1 protein-coding gene is annotated in these 742 nt (G+C 32.9%); it reads left to right on the top strand.

All coding sequences use genetic code 11. From position 1 onward, the window contains the following. Nucleotides 1–62: 62 nt before the first annotated feature. Nucleotides 63–742: AMP-binding protein (locus DNK84_RS11720; RefSeq protein WP_235826895.1), on the top strand; the 680-nt coding region annotated here is incomplete at its 3' end.

Genomic DNA, 742 nt, shown 5'->3' with positions numbered 1-742 from the left:
AAGCCAGTGATTTGGCTTATGTAATCTATACATCCGGTACAACTGGTCAACCTAAAGGGGTGATGATAGAACATAAAAGTATAGTAAACCTTGTATATGGACAAAGAAAATTTTTAAATATTAGTCCCAGTTCAAGAGTTTTACAGTATGCTAATTATGTCTTTGATGCATCTGTATGGGAAATTTTTAACACTTTAAGTTTTGGCGCAAGTTGTTACATCATCTCAGAGAGAGAAAGAAAAAACGTAATGCTTTTATCAAAATTTATCAATGACCACAAAATCAACATTGGACTATTACCGCCAAGTTTACTTAATATAATTGAACATAAGGATTTATTAACATTTACTACTGTCGTCGCTGGTGGAGAGTCATCTACTAAAAAATTGATAAAATCTTGGGATTACTCAAAATCATTAATTAATGCATATGGACCAACAGAAATTACAGTATGTTCAAACACTTATAATTATAATCAAAACAGTCTTAATAGTAATATTGGCAGACCAATAAATAACACTAAATGTTATATATTGGATACAAATCTACAGCCAGTTATAGAAGGAATGACAGGTCAGTTATGTGTTGCTGGCGTAGGTTTATCAAGAGGTTATTTAAACCAACCTGAACTGACAAAACAGCGTTTTATTGATAATCCCTTTGCGACAGATGAGGATTTTGAAAAAGGATATACGCGTTTGTACAAAACGGGTGACTTAGCTAGATGGTTGCCTGACCGTAC

The organism is Facilibium subflavum, assembly GCF_003574485.1.
GTDB lineage: Bacteria > Pseudomonadota > Gammaproteobacteria > Francisellales > Francisellaceae > Facilibium > Facilibium subflavum.
This window is presented reverse-complemented; position numbering and strand designations above follow the sequence as displayed.